This window comes from Sphingopyxis sp., from assembly GCF_016704835.1.
Classification (GTDB): domain Bacteria; phylum Pseudomonadota; class Alphaproteobacteria; order Sphingomonadales; family Sphingomonadaceae; genus Sphingopyxis.
This window is the reverse complement of sequence record NZ_JADIZJ010000005.1, coordinates 43,700-57,700: the sequence shown is the minus strand read 5'-3', so window position 1 is coordinate 57,700 and position 14,001 is coordinate 43,700. Positions and strand designations below refer to the sequence as shown.

Annotated in this window: 11 protein-coding genes; 5 read left to right on the top strand and 6 right to left on the bottom strand. The window is 64.1% G+C overall.

The window, feature by feature from the left end; translation table 11 throughout:
- The first annotated feature begins 18 nt into the window (after positions 1-18).
- Positions 19-2,616, top strand: coding sequence for an aminopeptidase N (gene pepN, locus IPF76_RS09850; RefSeq protein ID WP_293843029.1), 2,598 nt, complete (start codon positions 19-21; stop codon positions 2,614-2,616).
- Between the two features lie 101 nt (positions 2,617-2,717).
- The gene (locus tag IPF76_RS09845; RefSeq protein WP_293843027.1) at positions 2,718-3,041 is read left to right on the top strand and encodes an antibiotic biosynthesis monooxygenase family protein; all 324 of its coding nucleotides are present in this window, start codon (positions 2,718-2,720) and stop codon (positions 3,039-3,041) included.
- A 17-nt stretch (positions 3,042-3,058) separates the two neighbouring features.
- On the opposite strand, the gene rsmA is transcribed toward IPF76_RS09845, so the two are convergent.
- The 4 genes from rsmA to lptD form a co-directional block, all read right to left on the bottom strand.
- The gene (rsmA, locus tag IPF76_RS09840) at positions 3,059-3,883 is read right to left on the bottom strand and encodes a 16S rRNA (adenine(1518)-N(6)/adenine(1519)-N(6))-dimethyltransferase RsmA (protein ID WP_293843813.1); all 825 of its coding nucleotides are present in this window, start codon (positions 3,881-3,883) and stop codon (positions 3,059-3,061) included.
- A gap of 20 nt (positions 3,884-3,903) precedes the next feature.
- Positions 3,904-4,923: a 4-hydroxythreonine-4-phosphate dehydrogenase PdxA gene (gene pdxA / locus IPF76_RS09835; RefSeq protein ID WP_293843025.1), complete on the bottom strand. Its 1,020-nt coding sequence runs from the start codon at positions 4,921-4,923 to the stop codon at positions 3,904-3,906.
- The gene (locus IPF76_RS09830) at positions 4,923-6,263 is read right to left on the bottom strand and encodes a peptidylprolyl isomerase (RefSeq protein ID WP_293843023.1); all 1,341 of its coding nucleotides are present in this window, start codon (positions 6,261-6,263) and stop codon (positions 4,923-4,925) included. Before IPF76_RS09830 ends, pdxA begins: the two co-directional genes overlap by 1 nt.
- A 133-nt stretch (positions 6,264-6,396) precedes the next feature.
- Complete coding sequence (lptD, locus tag IPF76_RS09825; protein ID WP_293843021.1) at positions 6,397-8,715, bottom strand: LPS assembly protein LptD; 2,319 nt, start codon at positions 8,713-8,715, stop codon at positions 6,397-6,399.
- Between the two features lie 131 nt (positions 8,716-8,846).
- Here lptD and IPF76_RS09820 point away from each other — a divergent pair, with 131 nt between their 5' ends.
- The 3 genes from IPF76_RS09820 (at position 8,847) to ndk (ending at position 11,386) form a co-directional block, all read left to right on the top strand.
- Positions 8,847-10,316, top strand: a complete 1,470-nt coding sequence (locus tag IPF76_RS09820; protein WP_293843019.1) for a leucyl aminopeptidase — start codon at positions 8,847-8,849, stop codon at positions 10,314-10,316.
- A 110-nt stretch (positions 10,317-10,426) separates the two neighbouring features.
- Positions 10,427-10,876 (top strand): DNA polymerase III subunit chi, encoded by a 450-nt coding sequence (locus IPF76_RS09815; RefSeq protein ID WP_293843017.1) that lies wholly within the window; start codon positions 10,427-10,429, stop codon positions 10,874-10,876.
- Positions 10,877-10,963: 87 nt separating this feature from the next.
- A complete protein-coding gene (ndk, locus tag IPF76_RS09810; RefSeq protein WP_293843015.1) occupies positions 10,964-11,386 on the top strand; it encodes a nucleoside-diphosphate kinase in 423 nt (140 codons plus the stop codon).
- A 295-nt stretch (positions 11,387-11,681) separates the two neighbouring features.
- Here the strand turns inward: ndk and purN are convergent, their stop codons facing one another.
- Positions 11,682-12,629 (bottom strand): phosphoribosylglycinamide formyltransferase, encoded by a 948-nt coding sequence (gene purN, locus IPF76_RS09805; RefSeq protein ID WP_293843012.1) that lies wholly within the window; start codon positions 12,627-12,629, stop codon positions 11,682-11,684.
- 186 nt (positions 12,630-12,815) lie between these two features.
- A complete protein-coding gene (gene purM, locus IPF76_RS09800) occupies positions 12,816-13,922 on the bottom strand; it encodes a phosphoribosylformylglycinamidine cyclo-ligase (RefSeq protein WP_293843010.1) in 1,107 nt (368 codons plus the stop codon).
- Positions 13,923-14,001 lie beyond the last annotated feature (79 nt).

Sequence of the window (14,001 nt, the reverse complement as noted above, 5' to 3'; positions counted from 1 at the left end):
CGCGCCTAGACCCGAAACATGACCGACGCCTCTTCCACCCCCGCCATCCCCGTCACCATCCACCGCGGCGATTATCGCCCGCCCGACTGGCAGGTGCCCGACGTTGCGCTCGATTTCGCATTGGCGGTCGAAGCGACGCGCGTCGGGGCGGCACTGTCGGTGGTGCGCCAAGCCGATGCGCCGGTGCCGCTCGTCCTGCGCGGCGACGGGTTGACCCCCGCGGCGGTGCGCGTCGATACTGAAGTGTGGAACGATTGGCGCATGGACGGCCAGGACCTGGTCATCGAGCTGGGCGAGCGGACCGCGGCGACGGTCGAGATCGATACGCTGATCCATCCTGCGTCGAACACCCAGCTGATGGGGCTCTATGCGTCAAACGGGATGCTGTGCACCCAGTGCGAGGCTGAGGGTTTCCGCCGTATCACTTTTCACCCCGACCGCCCCGATGTGCTGAGCCGCTATAAGGTGCGGATGGAAGGCGACAAGGCGGCGTTCCCGATCCTGCTGTCGAACGGCAATTGCATCGCCAAGGGCGATGGCGCCGGCGGCAATCATTGGGCGCTGTGGGAAGATCCGTGGCCCAAGCCGAGCTATCTTTTCGCGCTGGTCGCGGGCGACCTGGTGGTCAACCGCGACAGCTTCACGACGATGTCGGGGCGCAAGGTCGAGCTGGGCATCTGGGTCCGCGACGGCGACCTCGATCGCACCGGCCACGCGATGCAGGCTCTGAAGGACAGCATGGCGTGGGACGAGCGCGTCTACGGCCGCGAATATGACCTCGACCTGTTCAACATCGTCGCGGTCAGCGATTTCAACATGGGGGCGATGGAGAACAAGGGGCTCAACGTCTTCAACACGCGTTATATCCTCGCCGACTCTGACACCGCGACCGACGTCGATTATGACGGGGTCGAGGGCGTCGTGGCGCACGAATATTTCCACAACTGGTCGGGCAACCGTGTCACCTGCCGCGACTGGTTCCAGTTGTCGTTGAAAGAGGGCTTTACCGTCTATCGCGATCAGTGTTTCTCGGCCGATATGGGTTCGCCATCGGTCAAAAGGATCGAGGATGTGCGCCTGCTCCGCGCCGCGCAATTTCCTGAGGATGCCGGGCCACTCGCGCACCCGATCCGTCCCGACAGCTTTCAGGAAATCTCAAACTTCTACACCGCCACCATCTATAACAAAGGCGCAGAGATCATCCGCATGATGGCGACGATGGTCGGGGCGGAGCGATTCCGCAAAGGTAGTGACCTCTATTTCGATCGCCACGATGGCGAGGCGGCGACGTGTGAGGACTTCGTGCGCGCGATCGAGGATGGCGCGGGCATAGACCTGACGCAATTTCGCCTGTGGTACAGCCAGGCGGGGACGCCGCGGGTCACCGCGCGGATCGCCACCGACGCGGCGACGGGTGAGCACACACTGCACCTTGCCCAGACTGTCCCGGCGACCCCCGGCCAGCCCGACAAGCAGCCGATGCTGATCCCGCTGCGGATCAAACCCTTTGACCGCGACAGCGGCAACGCGGCGGCAGAGCAGCTGGTGCTGCTTGACTGCGCCGATATGGCGGTGCCGCTGGGCGCGGGTCGCAGCCGCCCGATGCTGTCGCTCAACCGCGGTTTTTCGGCGCCAGTGATCGTCGATTTCGCGCGTCAGGATGGCGAACTCGCATGGCTCGCTGCGAACGACGACGATCCGTTCGCACGCTACGAGGCGTTGCAGCAGCTGATGCTCGACACGCTGGTCGCTGCGGTGTCGGGCGAGGCGCGCGATAACCGGGCAGTGATCGACGCGATCGGGCAGACGCTCACAGGCGCTGCGAGCGATCCAGCATTTGTCGCCGAGGCGGTGCTGCTGCCCAGCGAAGCCTTTATCGGTGACCAGATGGTGACCGTCGACCCCGACGCGATCCGCCGCGAGCGGCTGGCGCTGCAGGCGGCGATCGGCACCGCGCTCGAACAGGATTGGCGCGCGCTCCTCACCAGCAACGCGCCACCCGCGACCGACCTGTCGCGCAAGGCGAAAGGCGGCCGCCGTCTGCGCGGCGTGGCGCTGGCATATCTGGCAGCAACGGCGATGGAGGATGTGGCGGCGCTGGCGTTCAAGATCTTCTCCGCCGCCGACGGCATGACCGAACGGCAGGCGGCGCTCGCAACGCTCGCGCATGGCGACAGCGACGAGCGCGTGGCGGCGCTCGATATCTTCTACCAGCGCTATCGCGACGATCCGCTGGTGCTCGACAAATGGTTTCAGGTGCAGGCGTGGTCGCTGCGCCCCGATACCGTCGATGCGGTGAAGGAGCTGGCGCAGCATCCGGACTTCACCTTCGCGAACCCGAACCGCGTTCGGTCGCTATATGGCGCCCTGTCGGGCAATCAGGCGGCGTTTCATCAGGCCGATGGCGAGGGGTACCGGCTGATCGCCGATCTCGTCATCGCACTCGACCCGAAAAACCCGCAAACAGCGGCACGCATGATCCCCCCGCTCGGCCGCTGGAAGCGCTTCGACGAGGCGCGCGCCGCGATGATGAAGGCCGAGCTGGAGCGGATATTGGCGCAGCCGGGCTTGTCGCGCGATGTGACCGAGCAGGCGAGCAAGAGTTTGATGGGGTAGCGTATTGGGCTGCTTTGGGGCGGAAAGCGGCAGTTGCCTCTGCGTCCATCGACCCTACTTCTCTTACGATCGACTCGCTTTTTCGCGCAGGTTGGAACGCCGTGATTGTCTTCATCAATGTCTTTCGAGTCGATCCGTCCGACCAACAGCGATTGGTCGATATATTGACCAAGGTCACGGGCGAGATCGTCAGCAAAGCGCCTGGGTTCATTTCGTCGACCCTTCATCGCAGCACGGACGGCAGCAAGGTCACCATGTACGCTAAATGGGCCAGCCTCGCTGACTATGAGGCCATGCGCCAAGACCCAGCCCCACGCCCATATCTCGAAGAAGCCCTGTCATTCGCCACATTTGATCCCGGCATGTATGACGTGGTTGGCGAGTTCCGTTCAAAAACGAACGATGGAAAATCCCCTCCGCTTTGAAGGTCCACACATGGTCGCTAGCCGTTATTGAACCCAAGCGCCCGCGCCAGCGCCGCCCATTCGCCAACACTGATCGTCTCGGCACGGCGCGTCGGGTCGATGCCGAGCGTCTCCGCCGCGGCGACGGCACCTTCAACGCCTTTCAGGCTCTGCCGCAACATCTTGCGGCGTTGTCCGAAGCCCTTTTCGGTCAGTTTCGACAGCAGTTTCGGATTGACGCCTTCGGGTTGGTCGGCGGGAACGACATGGACGATCGCCGACATGACCTTCGGCGGCGGGGTGAAGGCCGAGCGGTGAACCTTCATGGCGATCTTCGCGGTGGAGCGCCACTGCGCCAGCACGGCGAGGCGCCCAAAGGCGCTGGCGCCAACCGGCGCGACGATGCGTTCGGCGACTTCCTGCTGGAACATCAAGGTCAGCGATACCCAGCGCGGCGGCCAGCTTGCCGGTTCAAGCCAGCGTGTGAACAGCGCGGTGCCGACATTATAGGGCAGGTTTGCGACGACATGATAAGGCGTTCCGCCGGTCAGCGCATCGACATCGACCGCCATCGCGTCGTCGGCGATGACCGTGAGCTGCCCCGGAAAAGCGTCGGCCAGCTCGGTGAGCAGCGGCAGGCAGCGGTCATCGCGTTCGACCGCGATCACCTTCGCCCCGGCGCGGAGTAACGCGCGCGTCAGCCCGCCGGGGCCGGGGCCAACCTCGAACACAGTGGCACCGTCGAGGTCGCCGGGGATAGCCGCGATGCGATCAAGCAATTGTTCGTCGAACAGGAAATTCTGGCCGAGGGCCTTGCTCGCCTGCAATCCGTGCGCACGCACCGTCTCGCGCAGTGGCGGCAGGTGGGGCGCCGCTCGCGCCGTCACTTGGCCGGCGCGCAGCTGCGCTCGCGCGCGATCGCCAGCTTGGCGGCCATGGCGATCGCCGCGATCGTCGGGCCGGGATCTGCGCGCCCGGTCCCGGCGATATTGAACGCGGTGCCATGGTCGGGCGAGGTGCGGATGATCGGCAGGCCGAGGGTCAGATTGACCCCGTCGTGGAAATGCAGCGCCTTGAACGGGGTCAGCGCCTGATCGTGATACGCGCAGAGCAGCGCGTCGTAACGGACGCGAACGGCGGGCGCGAACAGGCCGTCGGCGGCAAGCGGGCCATCGACGATGATGCCTTCCTCGGCCAGTTGGGCGACGGCGGGCATCATGATCCGCTCTTCCTCGCTGCCGAGCTGGCCGCTTTCGCCGGCATGGGGATTGAGCCCCGCGAGCGCGATGCGCGGCGCTGCGATGCCGAAATCGCGTTTGAGGCCGCGCACGACGATCCGCGCCTTGGCGACGATCAATTCGGTGGTCAGTCGCTCGGACACTTCGCTGAGCGGGATATGCACGGTCAGCGGCACGACGCGCAGCGCCGGCCCCGCGAGCATCATCACCGCGTTGGTTGCGGTCACGCCGCAGCGTTCGGCAATAAACTCGGTCTGGCCGGGATGGGTATATCCGATGCCGTGCAGTGCGAATTTCGACACCGATCCCGTGACCAGCGCCGAACTCGCCTGGTTGCGGGTCAGCCCGATGCCGGTTTCAAGCGCGTGGAGCGCGCAGGCCGCACCCGCGGCGGTCGGCGTACCGGGCGTCACCGGCCCGCTGTCCTCAAGATGCCAGACGGGCAGCGCGTCGTCAAAGGCCTGCTGGACCTCGCCCATATCGCCGACCCGCGCAATCGGGCCATCCCAGACGGCGGTGATCGCCGCAGCGTCGCCGATGGCGACGAAGGGGGGCAGATTATGGTCGCGGCGCGCGGCCCAGGCGCGGGCGGTGACTTCGGGTCCGACGCCGGCCGGGTCACCCAGGGTGACCGCGATCGGCTGTCGAAGATAGGAATACGACATTAGCTATATTCGATCACGGCATCCCGGCGCAGGTCACGCAAATAACGCTGCGCCCGCTTGTTGACCTTTTCTTCGAGCAGACGCTGTTCAATTTGCTCGATGTTCGGTGCGGTCGCCGTTTGCGGCATGTCGCGTCCGCATAACACCAGGACGCTGACGCCCTCGTTCACCGCACCAAAGGGCTGGGTGGTTTGCCCGATCTGCAAGTTGATCAACGTATTCTGCAACGGTGCGGGCAAAACGCGCATTTCGATATTGTCGCGCGATACCACATTGGCGCCAAGCTGCGCCGCAACCGCCTCGGCGCCGCCGCAACCCGCGATATTGCGCGTTGCTTCGGCGAACTGGCTGGCAAGCTCGGACGCGCGCGCCTGCGTGGTCCCGGCAGGGAAATCGAGCGAAATCTGCTTGAGGCTTAGGATTGCGTCGCGCGGATCGGCCGTGAGAACCTGGCGCCGATCGATCATCAGCATGATCGACACGCCGCCCGGAACCTGGATCGGCCCGACCAGCTGGCCCGCCTGCATCTGCGCGGCAGCTTCGGCCATCGAAGTCGGCAATTGGCCGGCCTTAACCCAGCCCAGGTCGCCGCCGACGACCGCGGTCGATGCTTCCGAAAACTGGCGGGCATAGGCGGCAAAGCTGCCTCCTGCCTGTAGCGCCTGCATGATTTTCTGCGCGTTTTCGGTCACCGCCGCGACATTTTCGGGCGGAGACGACAGATAGATTTCGCCAAGATGGAACTCGTCCTGACCCTTGGAATCGTTCATCCGCTGGACCACCGATTCGACCTCGTCGGTTGAAACATTGGTGGTCGACTGGATGTTGCGCGACAACAGGCGATCCCAGGCGAATTCGCCGCGAATCTGTTGCTTGACCGCCGCGGCGGACGAGCCTTTCGAGGTCAGGTAGGTCGTAAACTGGTCAGGCGTCTGCTTGAAGCGGAGCGCGAGCCGGGCGAACTGGTCGTTGACGACATTTTCGTCAATCGTGATTTCAGCGGCCTTGGCTTCCTGAATCTGCAGCTTCTCGTCGATCAGGTTGCTGAAGACCTGCTGACGCAGCCGCTGAAGCTCCTCGGGCGGCAGTTCGACATTGTTGTTGGCGATCCGGATCAGCGCCATGCGCTGTTCGATGTCGGTCGCGGTTATGATCTCGCCGTTCACCGTCGCCGAGGGGCGATAGACGTTGTTTTTGGCGTCGCCGAAAATCTGGACATCGCCCGGGATTTTGAGGCTGGTCGTCGGGACTTGGTCGTCGCCGACGGTCTGAGCCACCACGGGCGTAATGCCGACTGCGGCCACGGCGATCAGGCCGATCATGGTCGAAAATTTGGTCATCTTTACCCTATTCGAGACGGTTCGGACGCTCCGTATCAGCGGACACGCCCGATGGTCCAGCGCAATCCGCCATATTGACCCTTTGAAGGCCGCGGATAGCGCGCGAACGCTGAACCTAGGCTGAGCGATCTGTTCAGAACCCCAGATTGCGGAAGGCGATGCGGAACGAGAAACTGTTGCCCCGCTTGGCATCGCCGGTGTCGGCATAGTCGCGGCGCCAGGTCAGGGCGATCGACAGGCAGTCGTCGTCATAAGCGACGCCGAGGCGATGACGAATCGGCTCGAAACCATCGGCGCTGCTCAGCGGGTCGTCGCTTTGCTGGGTCAGGTCGACGATCGCCGATCCGAACACAGACCAGTTGCGCGCCACCGCGACGCGGCCGCCGACACGCGCTTCCGAGCGGTCCTGCAAATCCTCGCCGAGCAGCAGGATGTCGCGGTTGAGCCGCGAATAGCCGAGTACGGCATAAGTCGAGCGGCTGCCAATCGTCGCGTCGAATTCGTTGCGCCGGATCGCGAAACTATCCTTGTCGAGCCGGTAACGGTGGGTGAGGCGCAAGAAGTCGCGGTAGGCAATCGTCGTGCGCCCGACGACGTCCGACGTGCGGTCGGTCAACCCGGTGCCGTCGGGGAACAGGCTCGGCTTGTCCGAGAGGCGATAGCTTTGGCCGACGACACTGCTGATGTTGAAGCCAGGGCGGCTGTAATTCCATTCGACGCCATAGGTGATGCGCGCGCCGTCCTCGAAGCGGTCGTAGCCGTTGAAGCGGTTGATCGCGAAGAGGTTGCTGTCTTCGAGATCGAAGGCGCGCGAATCCTCGTTTGGAATGTCGAGGTTCTTGATCGGCGGGGTGGCGACGATCTGGACGCGCGGGGTCAGCGTCTGGGTGCCGCCCGCAAATTCGCCGACGAAGGGCCAACGCATATCTGCAGCCACGGCCGCAATCCCGCGCGCCTGCCAGCCCGACTTGCCGCGATAACCGGGGATCGCAGTCAGCAGATTTTCGTCGCTGTGATAGACGTCGCCGCGGACCAATGCGGTCAGCGTGACCTCTTGCCCCAGCCGCGTCAGTCCCCGCAAATCCCAGCGAGCGCCGGCAAAAGCGCGCTGGGTGTCCTGTCCCGCGGTGCGACCGATCGCCAGCGTATTGAGCTGCAACTCGAACTGGCCACCGAGCCACGGATCGGCCAGGCGCTGGCGATAATCGATAATCGGCAGCGCGATCGGCTGCTGCCCCTGTTCGTCGTTGCGACGCAGCGTCTGCGTCGCCCAGCCCGCGATCGAGAGGTAAGCATTGCCACCGATCCGTTCGAGCTCGAAGGTCGAACGCAGTCGATCGTCGCGGCTGATGTCATAGCGGCGCATGAAGGTGCGGTCGGTCGCGATACGGCCTGAATAGCTCAGGCTCCAGCGCGGATCGAATTGAAACTTTCCGGCGCTTTCGAGGTAGCCGCGAAAGCGCTTGCGGCTGTCGGGATCTTCGCCGGTCAGCGGAACCAACGAGCCATAGGTCGCATAGCCGTTGATGCGGAATGAACCGATGTCGGTCAGCGCCCGGAATTCGCCCTCGAGCATCGGCGCCGCGCCCGTGTAGAGATGCGGCGTGATCGTTATGTCGCGATCAGCGGCGAGGCGCAGATAATAGGGCACCGCCACTTCGAAGCCGTTGCTGCGATCGAGCCGGATTTCAGGCACCAAAATGCCGCTACCTGCTTCGCTGTTTGCCGGATGGCTGAGTCCAGGCAACGGAATCAATGGCAGGCCGAAAATTTCGACCCGCGCCCCCTTGTAGCGAATCTTGTTCTTCGCACGGTCATAAGTCACGCGCACGGCGCGGATCTGCCAGCTCGGGTTCTTGGGGCAGCCCTCGGCATCTTCGACCGGGCAAGGGGTGTAGGCGGCGTTTTCCAGCTCGATATTGCCATTCTCGAACCGCGTGCCTTTGATCGCCGCCAGGCGCGATCCATTGTCGAGTACGACGAGCAAATTTTCGACCACGCCATCGCGCAAACTGTCGGTCAGCTCGATGCGGTCGCCGTAGGCGGTGTCGCCCTCGGGACTCTTGATGGCGACATTGCCCTCGGCAAAGACCTGCCCCGTCTTGCGGTTCCAGGTAACCTTGTCGGCGCGCATCGAAATCGCCTCGCGATTCATCGCGACACTGCCCTCAGCCACCACAACCTCGCTGTCGCCGTCGTAATTGAGGTTGTCGGCAGCAAAGCCAATCTGGTTTTCGGCGGCGACCGCGGGGGCATCGGCGGTGACCGGTGCGACATCAGGGGTCTGGAGGTCGGGTTCGCCAGCAATTTCCTGTCGGGGAGGCGATTCGGCGGCCTGCTGCTCGCCGGCCTGCTGCGCGGCCGCGGGACTGGCAAGCAAAGCAAAGCCGCTCGCTGTCGCCAGCCACAGCGGCGGCGATCGGTGCGCTTGTCGGAACAAAGCCCAGCTCATTTAATCACTTTGTCCCACTTATCGATCGCGTCCGCCCGGGTTGGACCGGCTGCTTTGTTTTTGCAACTCGCAAGCGAAACCCCTATCGGTCCCGCACGCTGCAATCAATCATCGCATGAGAGAGTTACCGAATGGACATTCACTTTGTCGCGCAAATCGATGCGTCTGCCGACGTTGTCGCTTTTCCGGTCCGCAAGGGCGAACTCGCCGCCTTTGTCCAGGCGCTGGGCGCGCCGCATGGCGCGCTGCTGGGCGGCACCGCGGCGCAGGCGCGGTTCGAAGGCGCGGCGGGCGGCATTGCCGAAACCGCGGCGGTCGATGGCGGCCGCGTCCTGCGCTTGCTGCTGGTGGGAATTGGCGAAGGCACGGTGCATGATCTCGAGCGCGCGGGCGGCGCGCTGACCGGACGGCTGCAAACCAGCGGCGCCGCGGCAGTCCATGTCGATTTTGCGAGCGCGGGCGCGGTCGATGAAGAGGATGTGCTGGCATTCGCGATGGGCGCGAAACTGCGCGACTGGCGGATCGATACCTATCGGACGCGGTTGGCGGAGACTGCCAAGCCGAGCCTCAAATCGCTGACCATCGCGTCGCCGTATCGCGATCTGTCGGCGCGCTGGGCCGCAAATGAAGCGATTGCCGACGGCGTGGCGCTGACCCAGACGCTCGTCGCCGAGCCGCCGAACATTCTTTATCCCGAAAGCTTCGTTGAACGCTGCCAGCATCTCGCTGACCTCGGCGTCGAAATCGAAGTGCTCGACGAACGCCAGATGAAAGCACTCGGCATGGGGGCGCTGCTCGGCGTCGCGCAGGGCTCGACGCGCCCGCCGCGACTGCTCGCGATGCGCTGGAATGGCGGTAATGCGGGCGACAAGCCGGTGGTATTCATCGGCAAGGGGGTGACCTTCGACACCGGCGGTATCAGCATCAAGCCCGCCGCGGGCATGGACATGATGAAATGGGACATGGGCGGCGCGGGCGCCGTAGCGGGCGCGATGAAGGCGATCGCCGGGCGCAAGGCGAAGGCGAATGTCGTCGGCGTCGTCGGGCTGGTCGAAAACATGCCCGATGGCAATGCGATGCGCCCCGGCGACATCGTCACGACCATGTCGGGTCAGACGGTCGAAGTGCTCAACACCGATGCCGAGGGACGGCTGGTGCTGTGCGACGCGATCACCTGGGCGCAGAAGATGTATTCGCCCAAGGTCATCGTCGACCTCGCGACCTTGACCGGCGCGATGGTCATCTCGCTCGGCCATGAATATGCGGGTATTTTCGCAAATGACGATGCACTGGCGGACAAGCTGATCACGGCGGGCGAGACGAGCAATAACAAGCTGTGGCGCTTCCCGCTGACGGCGGCTTACGACAAGCTGATCGACAGCCCGATCGCCGATATGAAAAATGTCGGTCCGCGCGAAGCCGGCTCGATTACCGCGGCGCAGTTCCTCAAACGCTATGTCGACGACGGCGTCGCCTGGGCGCATCTCGACATCGCCGGCATGGCGTGGGCCGACAAGGATGGCCCGGTGTGGGCGAAGGGCGCGACGGGTTACGGTGTCCGCCTGCTCGACCGCTACATCGCCGAAAACCACGAAGGCTGATTTCATGCTCGTCATTGCGAGCGAAGCGAAGCCATCCAGAGCGGTTTACGCCTACTCTGGATTGCCGCGTCGCCTTCGGCTCCTCGCAATTACGATCGATTTGTAGCGAAATGGTGCGCGTCGATTTTTACCGGCTGACCCGCGACCCCGTCGAACGGGTGCTCCCTGCCATTGCGACACGCATATTGGGCGCCGGCGACCGGCTGCTGATCGTCGCCGCCCCGGCGATGCAGCGACAGGCGATCGATGAGGCGTTGTGGACAATGACCCCGGCGAGCTTTTTGCCGCACGGCGCCGCCGGTTCGCCCGATGAGGAAATCGAACCGATCCTGATTTCGGGAAAGCTCGACGCCGCGCCGCCCAACCGCGCCCGGCTGATTGCGCTCGCCGATGGCGAGTGGCGCGACGAAGCTTTGGGCTTCGAGCGCACCTTCCTGCTCTTCGACAACAGCCGCATCGACGACGCGCGCGCGACCTGGCGCAAGCTGAGCAACGCCGATGATGTCGAAACCCATTTCTGGAAACAGGATGATCGAGGGCGCTGGACGGAGGGGCCGTAGCAGCCAAGCGCTCTATCCTTGCGATACAGCCAAAGCGCGTCTAGAGGCGCGCGCATCGCAAACCATAACAAAGCAGGAGCTTCCCCCATGGCGGTCACTCGCACTTTTTCGATCATCAAGCCCGACGCCACGCGCCGCAACATCACCGGCGCCGTCACCAAGATGCTGGAAGACGCCGGCCTGCGCGTCGTCGCGTCGAAGCGTATCCACATGAGCCGCGAACAGGCCGAAGGCTTTTACGCGGTCCACAAGGAACGCCCCTTCTTCGGCGAGCTCGTCGATTTCATGATCAGCGGCCCGGTCGTTGTCCAGGTTCTGGAAGGCGAAAACGCCATGCAGCGTAACCGCGATATCATGGGCGCCACCAACCCCGCGAACGCCGAGCCGGGCACGATCCGCAAGGAACTGGCCGAGAGCATCGAAGCGAACACCGTGCATGGCTCGGACAGCGACGAAAACGCCGCAATCGAAATCGCCTATTTCTTTAAGCCTGAAGAAATCGTCGGCTGATTGCGCTGCGATGGTTCAATTCCCTTCGCGCCACTAACGATCTCAGGAGCCCGCGAGCGTTGCCTCGCGGGCTCTACTGATTCCCGCAATCGCCATTGGCGTGCGCGCTAGCGAACCAGTTCGCCGAGCGTGCTGGCTGATCATGCTGGCGACCACGAACAACATGACTGCGTGAAGCAACATCGAATTACCCAAGCGGCGATAGTTCAGGCGTATTCGGACCGGCTATTCCTACAATTTCTAAGAGACACTGGCACAGCATAGGCGGCTGCCCTGCCGCAACATGCGGGACCATTCAAAATTCGTCTGCAATCCCCATCAGCCCCGCCAGCTTCTTCGGTGCGACGGCCAGCCAGCTCTTGCGCAGCCAATCGCCGATCGCGTCCCAGTCGGTATCGCCCAGGTCCAGCCGGATGGCGACCCAGCCGTCGCCGAAATAGGCGGGGCGGAAATAGCGGTCTTCGTCCATCTCGATCAGCGCCGCCTGCTCGTCGGCGCCGCTGATCTTGACCAGTAGCGCGATCTTACCATCCCCGTGATGATCTTCGGTGAAATAGGCAAATTTCTTGCCCTTCACGATACCAAAGCAGGGCATGCCGTGCGAGGTCACCTCGTCGGCTTCGGGCAGTGCCATCGCGAGTTCGCGGACGCGGCCGATCAGATAGTCCGGCGATCGCTCGCGGGTTACAAAAGCGGCAAGCGTCGGCGGATACAGCTGATGCTCGGCAATCCGCACCCGCGCACTGAGCGTTTCGACCGTGTCGCCGAGCAGAATCGCGACCGGCGTCTGCGCCAGCACCGGGCCGTCGTCGACGCCGGGCGTGACGATATGCACGCTGCACCCGCCGAACTTGTCCCCCGCGTCGATCGCCTGCTGGTGGGTGTCGAGCCCCTTGTAGAGCGGCAGCAGGCTGGGGTGGATATTGAGCATCTTGCCCTGCCAGCGCGCAACGAAGTCGTCGCTCAGGATCCGCATATAGCCTGCAAGCGCGACATATTCGGCCTTGGCCGCGCGCAATTGCGCCTCGACCAGCGCGTCGAAGGCGGCGCGGTTCAGGCCCTTGTGCGACAGGCTCCAGGTCGCGATCCCTTCGGCGGCGGCAATGGTCAGGCCCGGCGCGTCGGGATTGTTGCTGGCGACCAGCACGATCTCATAGGGGCAGTCGGCGGCTTTCGCGGCATATAGCAGCGCCGCCATATTGGTTCCGGCGCCGGAAATCAGGACCGCGACCCTCGCTTTCACTTCAATCCACCTTGTCGCGAAGCGAGGGGGGAGGGGGAGTGCGCCCCCCCCGCCCCCCCCCCCCCGGGGGGGGGCGGCCCCCCCCCCGCAAAGCAGTGGTGGAGGGGCCGAAGTCTCGCGTCTATCGCCTCTCGGTCAGCCTCTGCGAGGCTGCCACCTCCCCATTGCTGCGCAATCGGGAGGATTTTATGCATTATGCGTCGCACTCCACGCGCCCATCGCGCTCCAGGTTTCGACGCTTCCGGTAACGGTGCAGCCCTTCGCACCCGCCGCGATATGCCCGATGCGAAATACCGTTTCGCCCGCGGCCTGAAGTGTCGCGGTGACGTCGACAACATCGCCCTCGGCAACCACAACCGCCATCCCGATCCCGCAGTTGAACGTCCGCGCCATTTCTTCGGGCTCGATATTTCCCTGCGCCTGCAAAAACGCCATCAACCGCGACTGTTCCCACGCATCGGCATCGACATGGGCGTGCAAGGTCTTGGGCAGGACGCGCGGGATGTTTTCGAGCAGCCCGCCGCCGGTGATATGCGCGAGCGCGTGGATCTTGCCGGTCTTCACCAGCGGCAGCAGGCTTTTCACATAGATGCGCGTCGGCGCCATCAGCGCGTCGATCAGCAGGATCGTCTGGTCGAACAGCGCAGGACGGTCGAGCTTCCACCCCTTGTCCGCCGCCAGCCGCCGCACGAGCGAAAAGCCGTTCGAATGCACCCCCGACGAGGCAAGGCCGAGGATGACGTCGCCCGCGGTAACCTTGTCGGCCGTTAGCACCTGATCGCGCTCGACCGCGCCGACGCAGAACCCGGCGAGGTCATAATCGCCGTCGCTGTACATCCCCGGCATTTCGGCGGTTTCGCCCCCGATCAGCGCGCAGCCGGCCTGTTTGCAGCCCTCGGCAATGCTTGCGACCACTTGCGTCGCGATGTCGTTGTCGAGCTTGGCAGTCGCATAATAATCGAGGAAGAACAGCGGTTCGGCGCCCTGCACGATCAGGTCGTTGACGCACATCGCGACCAGATCGATGCCGACCCCGTCATGGCGGCCCGATTCGATCGCCAGTTTCAGCTTGGTGCCGACCCCATCATTCGCCGCGACGAGCAGGGGGTCGTTGAATCCAGCTGCTTTCAGGTCGAAAAAGCCGCCAAAGCCGCCGAGGTCGGCGTCGGCGCCGGGGCGCCGTGTCGCTCGCGCCAGCGGGGCGATGGCACGGACCAGCGCATTGCCGGCATCGATCGACACCCCAGACTGCGCATAAGTGTAGGAGGCGGGCGGGTTGTGCTTGGAATCCATGGCACGCGCGACTAACGGTTCCAGCCGACAAATGCCATGATTTCCTTGTCCGCGCGTGCGCTTTTGGGCAGAGCATAGA